We start from the raw sequence: 19,679 nt of genomic DNA on the forward strand, positions 1-19,679 counted from the left end.
GGGGGAATTTGCGTTGCGGCTATGCTAACCCGGATGCCAAACCAGCCCGCACCCGAGCTGTCCGCCGCCGACCGAATCCTTGCCGCGATCCGCGCGGTGCCGCGCGGCCAGGTGGCGGGTTACGGCGTAATCGCGCGCCGCGCCGGCCTGCCAGGGCGTGCGCGGTTGGTGGCGCGCCTGCTGGCCGAACACAGTGGCACCGGCCTGCCATGGCATCGCATCCTGCGTTCGGACGGGCGCATCGCGTTTCCACCCGGTTCCGAGGGCTTCCTGGAGCAGACCCAACGTCTGGGTGCTGAGGGCGTGGACCTGCGTAATGGACGGGTGCAGATACCGCGTGTCGAGGACTCGCTGGATACCGAGATCTGGCGGCCAGACTGATGCCTGGGCTCGGCGCACTGCGTATGATGCAGTGCAACGAAACCAGATTGCCGCACGCGGATGCCGTTCAACCTCCCACGCATTACCAAGATCCTGCTGATCGCCAATCTGGTCGGATTCGGCCTGCAATGGTTGCTGGGCGATGCTCGCATGATCGACCTGATGCTGTGGCCGCTCGGCAACGACATCTACAGCCCGGCCGGCGTCGCACCCTCGTTCATGCCATGGCAGTTGCTCAGCTACGGGTTCCTGCATGGCAGCTTCATGCACATCGCATTCAACATGCTGGCGCTGGTGATGTTCGGCGCGCCACTGGAACACACCTGGGGTGAGCGTCGTTATCTCACCTATTACTTGGTTTGCGTGATCGGTGCCGGCCTGATCCAACTGCTGGTCGGCTCGTATGCAGTTTCGCAGGGCGCCGATCCGTATCCCACGATCGGTGCATCCGGTGGCGTGTTCGGCCTTTTGCTGGCCTACGGCATGCTGTTCCCGAACCAGCGGGTGATGCTGCTGATCCCGCCCATTCCGATGAAGGCGCGGACCCTGGTCATCGTCTATGGCCTGTTCGAACTCGGGGTCGGGATCACTGGCCTGCAGCCGGGCGTGGCCCACTTCGCCCATCTCGGCGGAATGCTGTTTGGTTGGCTGTTGATTCGCTACTGGCGCGGCCAGCCGCCATTCGTGAAGCGACAACCGCCGCGCCCGCGGATCGTGCGGTAGGAAACAGGGGGCAGAGTGAATTTCCTGCCGATATTCTTCGGCCATTCCTGATCCTGAATTTCGCGCCGGTTTAGCCAGATCGTTCGAGATCGGCATCGCGAAACTTCACTCTGACCCCTTTTCTTATCCTCTTTGGTCGCGCTCGACCTCAGTGGAAAACGCTGATCCGATCTTCCGGCTTCGGCTGCATCGGGGTTCCGACCTTGCATCCATAAGCAGTACCGAATGCAGCTTGCTGCATGATCGGGCCGTTCGCACGCCACTGTCCCGGCGCACGCACGTCCTGCAGGGTGCGCCGCTGCGCCTCGTCCTTGGTGACCTGTTGCGCCCAGACCTGGGCCCAGCCGCGATAGAAGGCCTTGTCCGCTTCAACACCACCGCCAGGTAGCGCGGCCGTCATTGCGGAGCGTGCCAATTCAAGTCCGGCCAGGTCGGCCATGTCCTCGTCGCGGCTCAGCCGGCCATTGACCTTGACCCCGGTGAGTTGCGGGTAGGGGAAACTGTCGTACAGGACGATCACGCGTTGTGCGGTCGCATCCCAGGCCGATGCCTCGGCGCCGCCCCACCAGTCGCGGACTTCGGCACTGGCATCGACCAGCCGGCCGCGTGCATCGATTGCATGGCTGAGCTCGTGGCCAACCAAGGCGGCATAGGCACCGTACTGCGCGGCCAGCGGCATGCCCGCATCGAGCACCGGCGACTGCAGCATCGCTGCAGTCACGATCAGCCGGTTCTGGCCCAGGTCATAGGCCAGTGCCGGTTGCTGCGGCAGCACGTCCCAGCGGCGGTCGGCATTGCCGCGGCCGATCCGCTTCATTTCCTGGCGATGCTGCCAAGTAGCGGCGATCAGCATATTGCCGCCAAAACTGCCGCGGCCCATCGGCTGCACCGTATAGTCCAGGTCGCGGCGCGGCGTGCCTACCTCAATGCGCAGCTTGCCCAGCTTCTTGCGTGCCTCGGCCTTGGCCGCATCGCCCAGCCAGGTGCTGGTATCGATGTTGCGAATCAGTGCGTCACGGATTTGCCCGGCGATGTTGTCGGCCTGCTTCTTGGTGGCGGCCGGCAGATAACGTGCCGCGTATTCGCGGCCCAGCATGGGTCCGGCGGCGAGGTTGATCGCATCCAGGGCCTGCTTCCAGCGTGGTGCCTGTTGGGTGTCGCCGCGCAGGACCTTGCCGCGAAAGTCGAAGGAGGCATCGCGCCAGGGCTTGGCCAGGTACGGCGCCATCGCATCACCAACGCGCCAGCGCAGGTAGGTTTTCCACTGCCCTGGCTTGAGGCCGCCAACGAACTGGTCCAACTGCGCAAACAACGCGGGATTGGCCAGCGAAACGGTGTCGTCGCTGATGCCCTGGGCCTTGAGGAAGGCGTCCAGTTGCAGGTTGCGATATTGCTTACCCAAGCTCGAGGCTGCCACCGGCGCGAAATTGCCGCGCGCATCGCGCAGGTCGACCAGTGGTTTGGACGCGGTTGCGATGCGGGTTTCGAGTTCAATTACCGATGCGGCTTCGGCAGCAGCATCCTTCTGCGGAACCCCGGTCAGGACCAGGATCTTCTGCACGTACTCGTTGTAGCGCGACAACAGCGCGCGCGCATCGGCATCGCTACGGGTGTAATAGGCGGGGTCGGGCAGGCCGAGACCGCCCTGCGAGAAATAGCCGAGATGGCGGTCAAGGTCGCGCAGGTCGATGTCCGCGCTGAAATTGAATACCACCGGAATGCCAACCTGGTGCAGCGCGGCGATCGAAGGCGCGATGTCGCGCGCCTTCTTGATGCCGTCGATGCGCTGCAGCAGCGGGGCGATCGGATTGGCGCCGTCGCGTTCGACCGCAGCTTCGTCCAGGCCACTGGCCCAGAAATCGCCGAGGAGTTTTTGCACATTTCCCTGCGGCGAGGCCATTGCCGCGTCCAGCAAGTCGCGTTGCTGCTGCAGGGCCAGTGCGGTTAGTTGGCCAAGCGAGGAAATCGCGCCGCTGGCGGGCATCGGGTTGGCCTTCAGCCAATCGGCATTGGCATCGGCGTAGAAATCCGTGCACGCCAGCGCGACCGCGGGGGCCTTCTTGGCGGCCGGCTTCTTCTTCGCGGCGTGGCTATCGGGTGCGGCAAGGCCAGAGGCAAGCGCAAGGATCAGGGCGAAGGCGAGCGGGCGTGGCGTCGGCATGCGGAATGCGTTCCGGAAGTGGCAGCGGGCGAGTGTAGCAGCGGCCGGCAAGTGTCGATTCGGGCGAAATTCAGCAAGGATGCTGGTGCGATTTAGCTAGTCACTTCACCCCATGCATCATCCGCCGCAGCAGCGGCGCGGCGATGAAGGCGAGTACCGCGCAACCCAGTCCGATCCACATCATCAGCCAGAACAGGTGTTCGTACTTGGCAGCGGCCATGGCGATGTCCATGGTCTCGCCCTCGGGCACCTCGATCGCGGCGAGTTTGCCGAACAGCGCTGCCAGCGCTTCCGAGAACGCGGTGGCCAAAAACCAGGTGCCCATCATCAGGCTGACTACGCGCGGCACCGCCAGTTGGGTGACCGCCGACAGGCCGACCGGCGACAGGCACATCTCGCCGATCTCCAGCACCAGGTAAGCCAGTACCAGCCACCACACGCTGGCCATCGCGCCGGTGGCGCCGACCTGCTGCGCAGCGAACGCCATCGGGATGAACGACAGGCCCGCGAACACCAGGCCGATCGCCGACTTCACCGGCTTCGACGGATCCGCGCCGCGTTTGTCCAGCCATGCCCATAGCGCGGCGAAGATCGGTGCCAGCAGGACCAGGAACAATGCACCCAGATACGTCAGCGAACCCGCGGTCTGTGGCAGCACCACGCAGTCGCGCACCAGCAATACCAGCATGATCGCGACCACCGCGATGAACAACGCGCGCGGCGCGCCGGAGTCCGGGTTGCGGTCGGACAACGTCGCCGCGGCCACGAACGACAGCGGCGCCAGCAGCAAGGACAGGATCGACCACGGCAACGGCGTGCCGGTGCGTACCACCAGCGACGGCACGATGTCTTTGGTCAACATGCGGTCGGTAAAGGTCACCCAGGAACCATAGGTCTGCTCGTAGAGGGTGAAGAACACCAGCGCCATGAAGATCATCGCCATCATCGCCAGCATCTGCTGGCGTTGTACCGGCGTGCACTGGGTGCCGGTGAACCAGCCGAACCAGACCAGCACCACGCCCAGCACCAGGATCATCAGCATCAGCGCCAGCGAGATTTCGCCACCAAGGGCGAACGCGCCGTTGGCGGCGGCCCACATCAGCCATGCGACCGGCACCACGCCAAGCACCGATGCGCCATAGATCAGCCATTCGCGAGATATGCCGAGCACGCGTTCACGCAGCGTTTCCGGCGCGGAGGGTTCTGCATGGCCATGTAAATATTTTTGCCCCCACAGGAACATGCCCAGTCCCACCAGCATGCCGATTCCGGCCGCGCCGAAGCCGTATTTCCAGCCGTAGACCTCCCCGATATACCCGCACACCAAGGATGCGAACAGCGCCCCGAGGTTGATGCCGGCATAAAACAGCGAGAACCCGGAATCGCGGCGCGGATCGTTGTCCGCATAGAGTTTCCCGACAATGGTCGAGATGTTGGGCTTGAGGAAGCCCACGCCCATGATGATCAGCGCCAGCGACAGGTAGGTGACACGCAGCGAACCTTCATCCCGCGTCACCACGCCGGCCACCGACGTCGCCGCCTGCCCCTCGAACGCCATGCCGATGTGGCCCAGCACCAGCAATACGCCGCCGAACACAACGGCCTTGCGCATGCCCAGCCAGCGGTCTGCAAGCACGCCGCCGATCACCGGAATTGCGTACACCAACCCGCCATACGCACCAAGCAGGTCCAGCCCGGCGCGGTCGCCGAACAGGTGGTATTTGGTCAGGTACAGCAACAACAGCGCCTTCATTCCGTAGAACGAGAAGCGCTCCCACATCTCGGTGAAGAAACAGACGTAGACGCCCTTGGGATGGCCGAGGAAATTCTCGCGCGCAGGAAGGCCGCGGGCGTCGTCGCTGATGGCGGTCGCATTCATGCGCAAGGCTCAGGCGGAATCGGACGAGTATAGCCAGCCCCCGCGCCTGCAATGGCCCCGCACTGGACTTGCCCGGCGGCAGCGCTTAGGTTGTGGCGATTGCATTGCCCTGGGAGGGGTGACGATGTCGAATCCTGGTACGGCTACCCCGCAGCTGACAGTGCGCGCGGTCATTCTTGCGATCATCCTGGCGATGATCCTGTCGGCAGCGAACGCCTATCTCGGCCTGTTCGCCGGCTTGACTATTGCTACCGCGATCCCGGCGGCGGTGGTATCGATGGGCGTGTTGCGCCTGCTTGGCGGCGGCACGATCCTTGAAAACAACATCGTGCAAACGGGTGCCTCTGCCGGTTCCTCGATCGCGGCGGGCGTGATCTTCACCATCCCGGCGCTGATTATTCTTGGTTACTGGCAGGACTTCCGGTATTCGTGGGTGCTGGCAATCGCCGGCCTCGGCGGCCTGCTGGGCGTGTTGTTCTCGGTGCCGCTGCGGCGCAGCATGATCGTCGAGGAACCGCTGCCGTTCCCCGAAGGCAAGGCCGCTGCCGAAGTGCTCAAGGCCGGCGAGAATCCCGGCCCTGGACTGAAGATCCTCGCGTTCTCGGCCACGCTCGGCGCCGTGATCAAGGCCGCTGCCGCCAGCGGCATGCGGATGATCCCGGACACCGCTGCCGGCGCCGGATTCTTCGGCAAGTACCTGGGCTACATCGGCACCAACCTGTCGCCGGCGCTGCTGGGCGTCGGTTATATCGTCGGCCTGAACATCGGCATTGTGGTGGTCAGCGGCAGCATTCTTTCGTGGCACATCGCGATCCCGATTTACCACGCGTTTTTCCTCGATACGGATCCAGCACTGGCCGCGAAGATCGCCGGTGCCGGCGCGGAAGACATCGCCGGTGCGATCTGGTCGGCGAAGATCCGTTACCTCGGTGTTGGCGCGATGCTGATCGGCGGCGTGTGGACCTTGTTCTCGCTGCGCAATTCGCTGCTGTCAGGCGTGCGTAGCGGCATTGCCGCCGCCCGCAAGGGTGCCGATGCCAACATCGCCGAAACCGATAAAGATCTGCCGATGAAGTGGATGCTGATCGCGCTAGTGGTCTTCGTATTGCCGCTGGCACTGCTGTACCACGCGATTGTCGCCGCAGATCCCTCGGTCTCCCACCCGTGGGCAATCGGCATATTGATGACGATCATCATGATTATTGCTGGGTTTCTATTCGTATCGGTGTCGGCGTATCTCGCTGGCCTGGTTGGTTCGTCCAACAATCCGGTATCCGGCATCACCATTGCCACGATCCTGTTCGCCTCGGTGGTGTTGATGTTGCTGCTCGGTCGCGAATCGCCAATCGGTGCGGTCGCCGCCATCATGATTGGCGCGGTGGTCTGTTGCGCGGCTGCGGTCGGTGGCGACAACCTGCAGGATCTGAAAGCCGGGTATATCGTCGGCGCGACGCCGTGGAAGCAGCAGCTGATGCTGGGTATCGGCGCGTTCTCGTGTGCATTGATCATGGCGCCCGTGTTGAACCTGCTGGCCCAGGCCTATGGCATCGGTCCGCCCACTGCCGAGCACCCCAACCCGTTGTCCGCACCGCAGGCAACCCTGATGGCGTCGGTGGCCAAGGGCATGTTCGGTGGCGAACTGCCATGGAACATGATCGCGATTGGTGTCGGCGTTGGCGCCGCGATCATTGCCTTCGACGAATGGTTGAAGGCGCGCAAGTCGAGCTTCCGGGTGCCAGTGCTGGCTGCGGCAATCGGTATCTACCTGCCGCTGGAATTGATGGTGCCGATCTTCATCGGTGGCCTGCTGGCCCATCTGGTCGAGCGTCGCCATGGCATGGTCGGCACCAAGGACGAACCTGCGCGTGACCGCCTGCATCGCCCCGGCACGCTGTTCGCTGCAGGCCTGATCACCGGTGAAGCGCTGATGGGCATCCTGATCGCGGTGCCAATCGTGTTGTCCGGTCGCGCCGACGTCATCGCGGTGCCGGAATTCCTGCAGTTCGGCAAATACGTGGGACTGGCGGTACTCATCGTGGTTGCATGGCTGCTTTATCGCACCGGTGCCAACGCCAAGCCGACGCTGGGCGATGTCGAACCCGGCCCGATGTGACCCACGCCTGCGTCGATCTGAAAATTCTGTCATCCATACACCTTACGGAAACGCCATGACTCTTCGCCACGCCATCCTTCCGCTCGCCCTTGCGTTGTCGCTGCCGTCGATTGCCGCCACTCCGGCCAAACCGGCCGCGCGCGGCTTCAGCGTGCAGGACATGGCCTACATGGATCGCTATTCCTCGCCGGTGGTGTCGCCGGATGGACGCAATGTCGTGTTCGCAAAGCGCGTTGTCGACAAGTCGACCAACAAGTCCAGCACCTCGCTGTGGATCGAGGACCTGTTGGCGCGCGATGCCGCGCCAGCCGCACGCTTCACTCCGGAAGGCTGGAACGTCAATTCGCCGAGCTTCTCGCCGGACGGCAAGACCGTGTACTTCCTCAGCGGCAAGGGTGGCAGTTCGCAGCTGTACGCGATGCCGACCTTCGATGGCGGTCAGCCCAAACAGGTCACTGATCTGGTGCTGGACGTCGACGGCTATACGCTGTCGCCGGACGGCAGTCATGTCGCACTGGCATTGGCGACTTTCGACGACTGCAAGGCCGACCTGAATTGCACAAAAAAGAGACTTGATGCGGTCGAAGCCGAAAAAACCACCGGCAAGATCTTCGACCAGTTGTTCATCCGCCACTGGGACACCTGGAACGATGGCCGGCTCAATCGCGTATTTTCGGCGACGCTGGGCAGCGATGCAGCGGTGAAGTCGGCGACCTTGCTCAGCGGCGACATCCACGGCGACATCCCATCGAAACCCTTTGGCGACCTGTCCGATTTTGCATGGTCGGCTGATGGCAAGCAGGTGGCGATGAGCGTGCGTAGCTCTGATCGCAGCGAGCCATGGTCGACCAACTTCGACATCTGGCTGGTCAAGGCCGATGGCAGCGACGCGCGCAATGTCACCGCCGCGAACAAGGCTTGGGATGCCGGTCCGGTGTTCTCCGCCGATGGCAAGACGTTGTACTACCGCGCGATGAAGCGCCCCGGTTTCGAGGCCGATCGCTTCGCGCTGATGGCGATGGACTTGGCCAGCGGCAAGACGCGAGAGATCGCGCCGCAGTGGGACCGCAGTGCCGATGGGATTACCCTGTCCATGACTGGCAAGAACATCTTCACCACCACATCCGACATGGGCGAGCATCCGCTGTTCGCCGTTGATATTGCCAGCGGCGAAGTAACGAAGATCGTTGGCGCAGGGAATGTTTCCGCGATTGACGTCCGCAACGGACGCATGGCGTTCTCTCGCAATACGCTGAATTCGGGTGATCAGATTTACGTTGCCAACGCCGATGGAAAATCATGGATTCCGATCACGCCAAGCGCCGGCGAGATGCTTCCGGGTGTGGCGTTCGGCAAATACGAGCAATTCAACTTCATCGGCTGGAACGGCGAGACCGTGCATGGCTACGTGGTCAAGCCGTGGAATTACCAGGAAGGCAAGAAGTATCCGGTCGCATTCCTGATCCACGGCGGTCCGCAGGGCAGCTTCGGCGATGGCTGGAGTTATCGCTGGAACCCGCAGACGTATGCCGGCCAGGGCTATGCAGTGGTGATGATCGACTTCCACGGGTCCACTGGCTACGGCCAGGCCTTCACCGACGCGATCAGCCAGCATTGGGGCGACCGTCCGCTGGAGGACCTGCAGAAAGGTTGGGCCGCAGCGCAGCAGAAATACGGCTTCCTCAACGGTGACATGGCCTGCGCATTGGGCGCCAGCTATGGCGGCTTCATGGTCAACTGGATCGAAGGCAACTGGTACGACAAGAACGGCAAGTCGCCATGGAAATGCCTGGTCAGCCACGACGGCGTGTTCGACCAGCGTGCGATGGGCTATGCGACTGAGGAGCTCTGGTTCAACGAATGGGAAAACGGCGGCACCGTGTTCGACCATCCGGAAAATTACGAGAAGTTCAATCCGGTCGCCCACGTCGGCAACTTCAAGGTGCCGATGCTGGTGGTCCATGGGCAGAAGGATTACCGGATCCCGGTCGAGCAGGGCATAGCATTGTTCACTGCGCTGCAGCGCAAGGGCGTGGAATCGAAGTTCCTGTATTTCCCGGACGAGAATCACTGGGTGCTGAAGCCGCAGAACAGCGTGCTCTGGCACGACACCGTCAATGACTGGCTGAAGCAGCACATCGGACAGTAACTACGTGATCGACAGCGCCTACCGCCGGGGTGAGCGGGGAGTTCGAGCGGCATTGCCGCGAGCCCGCGAACCCCAGCCGGCTGGCAGGGCTCCGCGGCTCGAAATGCCGCTACGCGAGCCACCCGACGGTCTCGCCGTCAATCCCCGGACAAACGAATGACGAACCCCGCGCATGCGCTGATTAACAACGATGCCGTCGTCCTAGGCCTGCTTGCGGCGATCCTGGGCTTCGTGTTCTGGGGCGCCTCGCGCGAGCAGGGGTTCTGGAAGAAATTCTATGCGGTGATCCCGGCAATCCTGCCCTGCTACCTGCTGCCGGCGATTGCCAACAGCATCGGCGTGATCGACGGCGCCAGCTCGGGCCTGTATCCGATGGCGCGCGATTATCTGTTGCCGGCGTCACTGGTGCTGTTCTGCCTGGCGATGGATATCGGCGCGATCATCCGGCTTGGCCCGAAAGCGCTGGTGATGTTCTTCACCGGGACAGTCGGGGTGATGTTGGGCGCATGGGTGGCGTTCGCGGCGATGGGTGTGATTCATCCCGAAACCGTGGCCGGCGAAACCTGGCGCGGGATGACCACGATTGCCGGTAGCTGGATCGGTGGCGGCGCCAACCAGGCGGCGATGAAGGAAGTGTTCGCGGTGCCGTCGACCCTGTTCGGCCAGTTCGCCGCGGTCGACGTGATCGTGGCCTACCTGTGGATGGCAACGCTGCTGTTCATGGCATCCAGGGCGGAGGCCATTGATCGTTGGCTGGGGGCCGACAACCGCGCGGTCGAAGACCTCAAGCAGCGCATGGCCAGCTTTCACGCGCAACACACGCGCATCGCCTCGACCACCGACGTGATGCTGATCTTTGCCATTGGCATTGGCGTAACCGGCCTGTCGCATTTCCTCGCTGAACCACTGGTCGCCTGGATCAAGTCGCTGCCGGCCACATGGCGCTTGCAGGATTACAGCCTCGACTCCCGATTCTTCTGGATCGTGATCTTCGCCACCACTTTCGGTGTGCTGCTCAGCCTGACCCGTGCGCGCAAGCTTGAAGGCGCGGGCGCCTCGAAGATCGGTACGGTATTCCTGTATGTGCTGATCGCCACCATCGGCATGCAAATGGACCTGGCGCAGTTGGCGGACAAACCCCTCCTGCTCCTGCTCGGCCTGATCTGGATCAGCGTGCATGCTGGCCTGATGTTGCTGGTGGCCAAGCTGATCCGCGCACCGCTGTTCTTCATGGCGGTCGGTTCACAGGCCAATATCGGTGGCGCCGCATCGGCGCCGGTGGTGGCGAGCGCGTTCCATCCCGCGCTGGCCCCGGTTGGCGTGTTGCTGTCGGTGCTGGGCTATGCGCTTGGTACCTATGGCGCCTACCTGACCGGAATCGTGCTGCGGGCAATGGCTACCTGACCCGGACCAGCGCGAACTAGAGCCAGCGCACCTTGCGCAGGTAGCGGTAGAGCAGCATCGATGCCACGACCACGACTCCGATCAGGATGGCGTAGCTATGGCGGCCATGCAGTTCCGGCATGGATTGGAAATTCATTCCGTACCAACTGGCGATCAGCGTAGGCACAGCCAGCAGACCGGCCCAGCCCGCGAGTTTCTTGACGATCTCGCCCTGGCCAACGGTTACCAGCGACAGATAGACGCTCATCGCGGCAGAGACCATTTCGCGCTGCGTATCGATGATGTCGCCGACCCGTGCCACATGGTCGAGCACGTCACGGAAGTAAGGCTTGACCACGTCGGGAATGCCCAGCGTCGGCGTGCGGATCAGCTGCGACAGGATGTCCTGCATCGGCGTCACCGCCATCCGCATCTGGGTCAGTTCCTTGCGCAACTGGTATAGCCGCGCGATCGTGTCGCGACTGTAGGTTTCCGCGAACACATCCTGCTCAAGCGCATCGAGCTCTGCCTCGAACTCCGAGACGATCGGCTGGTAGTTGTCGACGATGTAATCCAGTACCGCATGCAGGCCGACACTGGGGCCATTGGCCAGCATCTCCGGATCGCGTTCCAAGCGCTGGCGCACGGGGGTGTAGGTGAGGGAGGCGCCGTGGCGCACGGTGACCAGGAAGCGCGGGCCGACGAAGACATGGGTTTCGCCGAAGCGTACGTGGTCATCCACGTGCTGCGCGGTATGCACCGCGATGAAGAACGTACTGCCGAAGGCCTCGATCTTGGGCCGCTGGTGTGCGTGCTGGGCGTCTTCGATGGCAAGGTCATGCAAGTTGAATTCTTCCTGCAGCTTGTCGAGCAGGGATTCCTCGGGTTCATACAGGCCAACCCAGACGAAGCTGCCGTCATCGACCGCCAGCACGTCGCTGATCGCATCCAGGGTAATGTCGCGTCGCTTGCCGGCGGTGTCATAGGCGGCGCAATTGACGACGCAGGCGGGGACGGCGGGTGCGGGCTCGTTCATCGCGCCATCCTGCATCCGCTGCGCACCGCCATCAAGCGGTTTTGATCAGATACTGATCAGACACGTTGATCAGGCGTGCGTTCGCCGCGCATTTGCCCAAGCCCACGCGAAGGCGGCATGGATCGGCAACAGCAGGGCGATCCATGTGCCGTTGCGTTGCGACAAGCCCTGCAACCATAGCGGTGCGCAGGCCAGTGCGGCGACTGCCATGACGACCTTGAGCAGCATGCCGAAACGCTGCGTCGGCACACGGCCACGTAGCAGCGTGAACGCGCCTGGCAGCAGCAACAGGCACAATGGGTTGAACAGCAACAGGTTGCGGTTGGCCCACAACGTGCGGTGGTCGGTGAACGCCCAGCTAAATGCCAGTACCAGACCAATGCAGCCGCACAACAGCCAGAACAGCGAGGCGAATGCCGCCAGCGAGCGGGGTGCGCGGCGTGCGAACGCGACGATCGTGATGGCGAGCGCCAGGCCCGTCAGCAGCCACGGCATGACTTTGCGCGCCTGCGGTTCGGGCTCTGCGGCTTGCCGTTGCGGCAGCAATTCCTGTTCGGAGGCGACCAGGGGACGGCCGTCGAAGTTCGTCGCTTCGCGCAGGTCCTCGGCCAGCCGACGCGGCAGGAACGCCTGCTCCCAACGGCTCAGCGGGCGGTCGGCGTAGGGACCCAGGGCGATATCGAATCCCAACCACATCCAAAGCGCCGGTGAAGCCAGGCGCACCGATTCGCCGCGGTAGGTGTCGCCACTGGAACGGCCATCCAGTTCCCGCTGCAGCCGGCCACCAAGCACGCGATTGATGGCGTCGCGCACACGGGTGGCGCAGTTGTCGGTGTAGTAGTCGTAGCGGTAGCGCGCGTTCTCGGGTTTCGCGTTCTCTGCCAGATCGGCAGCCAGTTGCCGCGCCTGCACGGGATCCAGCTGTAGCCACTGGATGCCGGCGCCGCGGCCGACCTCGCGGTAGTACTGCATGTCCTGCGCGAGCGGCAAGGCCACCAGCATGTATTCCATCCGGCCCTGCACGAAGCGTCCGATGAAGCCAGGCTCCTCCATGTCGAAGAAGCCGAAGTTGTAGGAGATCCGCTCGCCCAACGCTGGGTCATCGACCACGATCGCGTCATGCCCGAAGCGCTCCCAGAAGATCTCGCCGGGGCCCATCGTGACCACGCCGATGCGGGGCGCGTCCGGGATGGCTGCCACAGGCGCTTGTGCGTGTGCAAAACCGGCCAGGCAGGCCAGCAGCAGGCAGAGCAGGACGCGCAACGCGTCAGCCTTCCGCATGCACGCCCACGTGCAGTGCATGCAGGCGACGCGCGTCGGCACGGGCGATGCGGAACACGAAACGGCCCAGGGTCAGTTCCTCGCCGGCTTCCGGCAAGTGGCCGATCGCATCAGTGATCAACCCGCCGATGGTGTCGTATTCGTCGTCGTCGAAATCGGCGCTGAAGCGTTCGTTGAAATCGGAGATCGGGGTCAGCGCATCGACCACGAACTGGCCGTCGGCCTGCGCGGAGATCAACCGCGAGCCGTCCTCGGCCTCGTCGTGCTCATCGTCGATCTCGCCCACTATTTGCTCCAGCACGTCCTCGATCGTGAGCAGGCCGGCAACGCCGCCGTATTCGTCGATGACAATCGCCATGTGGTTACGCGACTGGCGGAACTCGCGCAACAGCACATTGAGCTTCTTCGATTCGGGGATCAGTACCGCAGGGCGCAGCAGCTCGCGGATGCCGGCTACGTCTTCGTTGGTCATTGCCCGGCGCAACAGATCCTTGGCCAGCAGTACACCGAGGATCTCGTCCTTGTCCTCGCCATGCACCGGGAAGCGCGAGTGCCCTGACTCGACCACGGCGTCCATGATCTCGGTGAAGGGTGCGTCCACCGACAGCACGACCATCTGCGCGCGCGGCACCATCACGTCGTTGACGGTCATGCCGGACACCGCGATCGCACCTTCCATCATGCGCAGGGTGTCCGCGCCGATCACGCCATCGGCCTGCACGTCGCGCAGCAGCTCGATCAGGTCTTCCTGGGTGGTCGGCTCGCCGGACAGCGCGGCGCTGATGCGGTCCAGCCATGAGCGGCGCGGTTTTTCGGCCTGACTTCCGGTGGAGTCGGGGCTGTCGCTTCTACTGTCGTCCTCGGACATGGTGCTCAGGGTGCCGTATGGGTCTGTCGGGTCAGTCTAGCGAATCCGGGCGGTGGCGCGGTGAAGTGGACGATGAACTGGCGTCGAGGGTCGAAGCAGGGATCGGCATGCGGCATAGGCTTCCCGCCCGGTTGCATGGCCAACGGGCATTGTCGACACTGTGCGGGGAGCCGGCAAGGCGCTGGCGCAGCAAAGAGGTAGGGTTTGATAACGGACGATGGCCTTCTGATCAAGCCGGAGCCGCGCAAGCCGCGTGCGCTTGTCATTGCCCTGGCGGCATTGGCCGTCGCGGCGTTGCTGGCCGGGGGCTATTTCGCCTATGCCAGGTTCGGCGCAAGTGGATCGAAGCAGGCACAGGTATCGCCGGCGCCACCAGCTGCCACTGCAGGCGCGGCTGCCGGGCAACTGCCGTCCACGATCATCGCGGTATTGCCGCTGGCTGGCGAAAGGCCGTCCGAGAACGCGAAGCCATTTGTCGAGGATTCCTCCGAGCGCCTGGTGGAGGCACTGAAGGCCAGGCGCGACGATGCCGGTTATTTCAATGATGGTCTTTCAAATCAATTGATCGCTGGGCTGTCGCAGTTTGCCGGGGTGGCGGTGACCAGCCCGGAGTCGTCCTTCCAGTTCCGTGATTCCAGGGAGCTGGGTCGCGCCATCGGCAAAAAACTCGGCGCCACCCATGTGTTGCAGGGCAGTGTGCAGCGCAAAGGTGACGACGTGCTGATCGATGCCTCGCTGGTGCGGGTGTCCGATGGCAGCACGCTGTGGTTCGACCACTACCAACGGCCTTATAAGAACCTGTTCAAGCTGCAGGACGAGATCCTGGTGGCGATCGGCTCCGCATTGAAGACCAAGCGCCTGCCTGCGCCGCAAGGAAGCCAGGACGAGCGGCCACCGGGCGGGAATCTCGCCGCCTATGACGCGGTGCTTCGTGGCAATGCACTGTACGACCGCCACGACGGCGATGGCTCGCGCCAGGCGATTGCTGCGTTCGAGCGTGCGGTGGCGCTGGATCCGAATTATGCCGAGGCCTATGCACGCCTGGCACTGGCGCGGATCCAGTTGGCCACGCGGTTCCCGTCCGAGGCCGGCGATGTCCGCGAGGAAGGCGAAAAAGCGCGACGCGAGGCGGCCCTGGCTTTGCGTATGGCACCAAACAGAGCCGAGGTGCACGCGGCCAATGCGGCGTGGATGTCCGGGATTGCGTTGGACCAGGCGGGCGCGATGCACGAGACCCTGCGTGCGCTCGAACTTAGCCCACAGGATCCGGGCCTGCTGCATTCGCTGGCGATCCAGCAGACCGCTTTTGGCCAACTCGAAGAGGCCGCCGGCAACCTGCGCCGCGTGCTTGCGCTGAATCCGTTGTCATCGAGCGTGCTGTACAACCTGGGCGGCGTGTACCTGGGCAAGAACGATTTTTCCGAGGCCGAGTACATCCTCGGGCAGGCGCTGGCCTTGCGTCCGGATACCTCCGTGGTGCGCGCCTTCCAGGCGATTGCCGTGTTCCAGCAGAATCGCGCCGACGAGGCGATCAAGCTCGCGGAATCCGAGCCGGACCCGTTGTGGCGCACCTATGCACTTGCCATGGCGTATTGGGCCAAGGGTGACCGAGGGCGTTCCGATGTCGAGCTGCAGTCGCTGATCCGCGACAACGCCAACAACGCCGCGACCCAGATCGCCGGCATCTATGCGCAGCGCGACGACGAAACCTCGATGTTCCACTGGCTGGACGTGGCGCGGACCAGTGGCGATCCGGGCATCGTGGAGATCCGCTACATGCCGTTCGTATCGCGCTATTCGAGTGATCCGCGCTTCATTGCGCTGGCGCGTGAGCTCGACCTGATGCCCGAGGAAGAAACGCGTCCGTCGCGGACAGCAACACCCACCAAGCCCTGACGCAGCCGCGGCTGCATTCAGCGTTCCTGGTATGGATCCGGCAGGCCCAGACCGGCCAGGATTTCACGCTCCAGCTGCTCCATGCATTCTGCTTCGCGAGTGTCTTCGTGGTCCCAGCCCAGCAGGTGCAACGCGCCATGCACGGTCAGGTGCGCGTAATGTGCAGCCAGCGGTTTCTTCTGTTCCTTGGCCTCGCGCGCGATCACCGGGGCACATAGCACCAGGTCGCCGAGCAGCGGCATCTTTACGCCCTTGGGCAGCTTCACGCCCTCGGCGATCTCGGCCGGGAAACTGAGTACATTGGTTGCGTAATCCTTGCCGCGGTAATGCCGGTTCAGCGCGCGGCCTTCCTTGTTGCCGACCAGGCGCACTGCCAAGTCTGCATCACGGATGCGGCCGTCGAGCGCGGCAGCCACCCATTTGCGGAAGCTGACCGCCGCCGGCAAGCCCGCGCGCGGCAGGGCATAACTGACGCCGACATCGAGATGGATCGGGCCCTTGGTCATCGTCGCAGTTTACGCCGAAGCAGGTGGCGCATCACGGGCGTCGCGCGCCTCGTAGGCGTTGACGATGCGCGCCACCAAAGGATGCCGGACCACGTCGCGGGATTCGAAGAAGGTGAAGTGCACGCCGTCCACGCCGCGCAGCACCTCGACCGCATCCTTGAGTCCGGACTTCTGGTGCTTGGGCAGATCCACCTGGGTCATGTCGCCGGTGACCACCGCGGTGCTGCCGAAGCCGAGCCGGGTCAGGAACATCTTCATCTGTTCGATGCTGGTGTTCTGGGCCTCGTCGAGGATCACGAACGCATCGTTGAGGGTGCGGCCGCGCATGTAGGCGAGCGGTGCGATTTCGATGACGTTCTTTTCCAGCAGTCGCGCGACTTTGTCCACGCCGAGCATTTCGTACAGCGCGTCGTACAGTGGGCGCAAGTACGGGTCGACTTTCTGGCTCAGGTCGCCGGGCAGGAAGCCGAGCTTCTCGCCGGCTTCCACTGCCGGACGCACCAGGATCAGGCGTTGCACGCGTGCCTGGTTGAGCGCCTCGACCGCCATCGCCACGGCCAGGAAGGTCTTGCCGGTGCCGGCCGGACCCACGCCGAAATTGATGTCGTGTGTGGCGATCGCATGCAGGTACTTCTGCTGGTTGTCACCGCGTCCGCGCACGGTGCCACGCTTGACCCGCACAGCTATCTCCTGCGGCACGTAATCCATCGCGGATGACGAGTCGGCAGCGTCGAGCTGAGCACCCAGGTGCAGGTGGATCGCGTGCTCGTCGAGGGTTTCGTCAGCGGCATCGGCATACAGCTGGTGCAGCACGCGCTCAGTGCGCGCGACCGCGTCGGCATCGCGCCCACTTATGCGGAACACGGTGCCACGATTGGCGATCTCCACGCCCATCCGCAGTTCGATCATGCGCAGGTGTGCATCGAACGGGCCTGACATATTCGCCAAGCGTTCGATGTCGTCGGGTTCCAGGGTGAAATCACGTTGGGTCTGCATCTGCACAGAGTAGCGTTCTGGCCACGGCGTGGCCATCCGAGCCCGGTCCCGCTGAACTGTTACTGGGGCGACAAGAATCAGTTGCAGCATGCAGTGGCGCGCAATCCTGCGTTTCCGAAAACGATTTGACTGAGGCGCCTGGACTGACGCGCCTTGCCTGATCAGGCTGCGGGAGGCAGTCCGAGTTCGCGCCGCATCCTCGCCACATCCAGCCGCCTCAGCACGCGCGGCAGGTTGATCCAGACCAGGTGGTAGCCGTAACCACCGCGAATCATTTCGCGCTCGGCATCGGCCTCGCTCCAGCCCTGTACGACCATGCGATAGGCCGCGACCATCAGGCCAGTGCGGTCGGCGCCGTGGGTGCAGTGAATCAGCACGGGTCGCTGCGCCGGGTCGATCGTGATGCGCAGTACCTGCAACACCTGTGCCTCATCAATATCCCAGGTGTCGATGCCGATTTGCCGGGTGGCGATATCGGCGCCGGCGAACCACGGTGGATCGGACTGCGGGCGCAGGTTGACCACGGTATGGATGCCGAGCGCGTGCAGTGTCGAGGCGTCGGGATGACGGGGCAGGGCGGAACGCCAGAGGCCGTCGTCGACCCGCTGCAGGTTGGGCAGCTGCGCCTGCACCACCGGTTGCGCCCAGTCGACGGGCCGGGTCGCGGCGGGACGAGCAGTGACGCAGCCGGTTAGCGCCAGGGCCAATGCCAGTGGCAGCAAGGTGTTTCGCACGTCAGTCCGCCGCCAGCACGCGCCCGCGCAACGAGTTGCTCATTGCCTCGGTAATCAGCACGTCGATGAACTGGCCAATCAGGCGCGGTGCATCTTGATGTGGAGCCGCGGCGAAATTCACCGGGCGCATGTTCTCGGTCTTGCCGGTCAGTTCGTTCGGATCTTTCTTCGACGGACCCTCGACCAGCACCGACTGCACGCTGCCGACCATCGCCTGCGAGATACCGGCGGCATGCGCATTGATGTGCGCCTGCAGCCGCGACAGCCGCGCGTGCTTGTCGGTGCCCGAAGTGTCGTCTTCCAGGTCCGCCGCCGGCGTGCCAGGGCGACGCGAGTAGATGAAGGAAAAACTCTGGTCGAAGCCCACGTCCTCGATCAGCTTCATGGTCTTGTCGAAGTCGGCCTCGGTCTCGCCGGGGAAGCCGACGATGAAGTCCGAAGAGATCGAAATCCCCGGCCGCACCGCACGCAGCTTGCGCAACTTCTGCTTGAACTCCAGCGCGGTGTAGCCACGCTTCATCGCTGCCAGTACGCGGTCGCTGCCGGACTGCACCGGTAAATGCAGGTAATTGGCCAGCTTGGGCACATCGCGATAGGCATCGACCAGTGAGTCGCTGAACTCCAGTGGGTGTGACGTCGTGAAACGGATTCGGCCGATGCCGTCGATCTCGGCAATCGTGCGGATCAGCAGACCCAGATCGGCAACTTCGCCCTCGCCATACGGCCCGCGATAGGCGTTGACGTTCTGGCCCAGCAGGTTGACCTCACGCACACCCTGCGCGGCCAGTTGGGCGACTTCGACTAATACGGACTCGAACGGCCGGCTGATTTCCTCGCCGCGGGTGTAGGGCACCACGCAGAAACTGCAGTACTTGCTGCAGCCTTCCATGATCGAGACGAACGCACTGGGGCCGTCCGCGCGCGGTTCAGGCAGGCGGTCGAACTTCTCGATCTCCGGGAAGCTGATGTCGACCTGCGGAAGCCCGCTTTCACGGCGCTCGCGGATCAGCTCCGGCAGCCGGTGCAGGGTCTGCGGTCCGAACACCAGGTCCACGTAAGGCGCGCGTTTGACGATGGCGGCGCCTTCCTGGCTCGCCACGCAACCGCCCACGCCGATCAGCACCTTCTCGCCGTTTTTTCTCAGCGACTTCCAGCGGCCGATCCGGCTGAAGACTTTGTCTTGGGCTTTTTCGCGGATCGAGCAGGTATTGACCAGGATCACATCAGCTTCTTCGGCGATCGTGGTCAGTTCCATGCCATCGGACGCTGCCAGCACATCGGCCATCTTGGCCGAGTCGTACTCATTCATCTGGCAGCCGTGGGTCTCGATGAAGAGCTTCTTCGGTGCGTTGGCGGCTTTGGTGAGGCGCGGGGTCGATGCCGCGGGCGCGGAATCCAGTGTTTCGATGGTCATGCGGGTCTCCGGGGGCGCGGTGGTGAATCCGGGCCGGGTCTAAGGTGCGCGCGAGCTTAGCAGACGCCGCGGCGGCATTTGGGGCGGCTGCTCTGGCTACCCAACGCTCTGCAAGCGCGGCGCTACGGGCGCGACTGCATTGTGAATACGTGCCGCAAA

The 19,679-nt window shown here is 63.7% G+C and carries 15 protein-coding genes; 6 read left to right on the forward strand and 9 right to left on the reverse strand.

The window, feature by feature from the left end:
• Positions 1-33: 33 nt before the first annotated feature.
• Together PSV05_RS02380 and PSV05_RS02385 are read left to right on the forward strand one after the other, a co-directional pair.
• Positions 34-381: an MGMT family protein gene (locus PSV05_RS02380; RefSeq protein ID WP_300060889.1), complete on the forward strand. Its 348-nt coding sequence runs from the start codon at positions 34-36 to the stop codon at positions 379-381.
• Between the two features lie 60 nt (positions 382-441).
• On the forward strand, positions 442-1,104 hold the full coding sequence (locus PSV05_RS02385; RefSeq protein WP_300060892.1) for a rhomboid family intramembrane serine protease: 663 nt from the start codon (positions 442-444) through the stop codon (positions 1,102-1,104).
• Between the two features lie 148 nt (positions 1,105-1,252).
• On the opposite strand, the gene PSV05_RS02390 is transcribed toward PSV05_RS02385, so the two are convergent.
• Both PSV05_RS02390 and PSV05_RS02395 read right to left on the reverse strand, forming a co-directional pair.
• Positions 1,253-3,265, reverse strand: a complete 2,013-nt coding sequence (locus tag PSV05_RS02390) for a M13 family metallopeptidase (RefSeq protein ID WP_300060895.1) — start codon at positions 3,263-3,265, stop codon at positions 1,253-1,255.
• A 100-nt stretch (positions 3,266-3,365) separates the two neighbouring features.
• Positions 3,366-5,144: an oligopeptide:H+ symporter gene (locus PSV05_RS02395; protein WP_300060898.1), complete on the reverse strand. Its 1,779-nt coding sequence runs from the start codon at positions 5,142-5,144 to the stop codon at positions 3,366-3,368.
• Between the two features lie 124 nt (positions 5,145-5,268).
• On the opposite strand from PSV05_RS02395, the gene PSV05_RS02400 reads away from it, so the two are divergent.
• The 3 genes from PSV05_RS02400 (at position 5,269) to PSV05_RS02410 (ending at position 10,810) form a co-directional block, all read left to right on the forward strand.
• Positions 5,269-7,257 carry an oligopeptide transporter, OPT family gene (locus tag PSV05_RS02400; RefSeq protein ID WP_300060901.1) on the forward strand — a complete coding sequence of 663 codons (1,989 nt, stop codon included), beginning with the start codon at positions 5,269-5,271 and terminating at the stop codon, positions 7,255-7,257.
• 55 nt (positions 7,258-7,312) lie between these two features.
• Complete coding sequence (locus PSV05_RS02405) at positions 7,313-9,406, forward strand: S9 family peptidase (protein ID WP_300060904.1); 2,094 nt, start codon at positions 7,313-7,315, stop codon at positions 9,404-9,406.
• A 156-nt stretch (positions 9,407-9,562) separates the two neighbouring features.
• A complete protein-coding gene (locus PSV05_RS02410) occupies positions 9,563-10,810 on the forward strand; it encodes a DUF819 family protein (protein ID WP_300060907.1) in 1,248 nt (415 codons plus the stop codon).
• 16 nt (positions 10,811-10,826) lie between these two features.
• On the opposite strand, the gene corA is transcribed toward PSV05_RS02410, so the two are convergent.
• The 3 genes from corA to PSV05_RS02425 form a co-directional block, all read right to left on the reverse strand.
• Complete coding sequence (gene corA, locus PSV05_RS02415) at positions 10,827-11,825, reverse strand: magnesium/cobalt transporter CorA (RefSeq protein WP_300060910.1); 999 nt, start codon at positions 11,823-11,825, stop codon at positions 10,827-10,829.
• A 69-nt stretch (positions 11,826-11,894) separates the two neighbouring features.
• Complete coding sequence (locus PSV05_RS02420) at positions 11,895-13,106, reverse strand: DUF4105 domain-containing protein (protein WP_300060913.1); 1,212 nt, start codon at positions 13,104-13,106, stop codon at positions 11,895-11,897.
• Positions 13,093-13,974, reverse strand: a complete 882-nt coding sequence (locus PSV05_RS02425; RefSeq protein ID WP_300060916.1) for a transporter associated domain-containing protein — start codon at positions 13,972-13,974, stop codon at positions 13,093-13,095. The genes PSV05_RS02420 and PSV05_RS02425 overlap by 14 nt, the downstream gene beginning before the upstream one ends.
• A gap of 204 nt (positions 13,975-14,178) precedes the next feature.
• On the opposite strand from PSV05_RS02425, the gene PSV05_RS02430 reads away from it, so the two are divergent.
• Positions 14,179-15,870 carry a tetratricopeptide repeat protein gene (locus PSV05_RS02430; RefSeq protein ID WP_300060918.1) on the forward strand — a complete coding sequence of 564 codons (1,692 nt, stop codon included), beginning with the start codon at positions 14,179-14,181 and terminating at the stop codon, positions 15,868-15,870.
• Positions 15,871-15,887: 17 nt separating this feature from the next.
• On the opposite strand, the gene ybeY is transcribed toward PSV05_RS02430, so the two are convergent.
• From ybeY to miaB, 4 genes are all read right to left on the reverse strand, one after another.
• Complete coding sequence (ybeY, locus tag PSV05_RS02435; protein ID WP_300060921.1) at positions 15,888-16,376, reverse strand: rRNA maturation RNase YbeY; 489 nt, start codon at positions 16,374-16,376, stop codon at positions 15,888-15,890.
• 9 nt (positions 16,377-16,385) lie between these two features.
• Positions 16,386-17,372: a PhoH family protein gene (locus tag PSV05_RS02440; protein ID WP_300060924.1), complete on the reverse strand. Its 987-nt coding sequence runs from the start codon at positions 17,370-17,372 to the stop codon at positions 16,386-16,388.
• A 161-nt stretch (positions 17,373-17,533) separates the two neighbouring features.
• On the reverse strand, positions 17,534-18,106 hold the full coding sequence (locus PSV05_RS02445) for a tyrosine-protein phosphatase (protein ID WP_300060926.1): 573 nt from the start codon (positions 18,104-18,106) through the stop codon (positions 17,534-17,536).
• A 1-nt stretch (position 18,107) separates the two neighbouring features.
• Positions 18,108-19,520 carry a tRNA (N6-isopentenyl adenosine(37)-C2)-methylthiotransferase MiaB gene (miaB, locus tag PSV05_RS02450; protein WP_300060929.1) on the reverse strand — a complete coding sequence of 471 codons (1,413 nt, stop codon included), beginning with the start codon at positions 19,518-19,520 and terminating at the stop codon, positions 18,108-18,110.
• Positions 19,521-19,679: the final 159 nt, after the last annotated feature.

It is taken from the genome of Thermomonas sp., assembly GCF_029945965.1.
Classification (GTDB): domain Bacteria; phylum Pseudomonadota; class Gammaproteobacteria; order Xanthomonadales; family Xanthomonadaceae; genus Thermomonas.